At 51.1% G+C, this 450-nt stretch carries 1 protein-coding gene; it reads right to left on the reverse strand.

Annotation, left to right across the window (positions count from 1 at the left end; translation table 11 throughout):
* Positions 1 to 450, reverse strand: a 450-nt coding sequence (locus tag EXT46_RS02700; protein WP_205988201.1) for an Ig-like domain-containing protein, incomplete at both ends; no start/stop codon positions are given.

Below are 450 nucleotides of genomic sequence, written 5' to 3' on the forward strand. Positions count from 1 at the left end.
ATTTGCCTGCGCTTCATTTCCTTGGGCATCAGTAACACTCGCTGAAACGGTAAACACCCCCTCAGCAAGCGCCTGCGGGACAGACACTTGCCAACTACCATCTGCCGCCACCACAGCTGTTACGGTTTGTATCTGCCCATTTGCATCTGTGAGAGTCAAATTTACGACAGCACCTATTGCACTGCTAGAACCTGAAATCGTTGGTGTTACATCATTGGTAGATGATAGCGGGTCGATGCTCAAATCGGGAGCATTGGTATCAATTGTTCCACTTGCCGTTGCTGATGTGCTGTTTCCGGCTTCATCGCTCACACTGGCCTCAACTTGGTATCCTCCTTCAGCAAGCTCTGCTGGCACCTCTACTTGCCAACTCCCGTCGCTTTGCACCTCAGCAGTGAATGACTGAGTTGTACCATTCGCATCAACCACTTCGACCGCTATCGTTGCTCC

Origin of the sequence: Pseudoalteromonas sp. CO325X, assembly GCF_004208955.1 — a bacterium.
In the GTDB taxonomy this organism is placed as follows: domain Bacteria; phylum Pseudomonadota; class Gammaproteobacteria; order Enterobacterales; family Alteromonadaceae; genus Pseudoalteromonas; species Pseudoalteromonas ruthenica.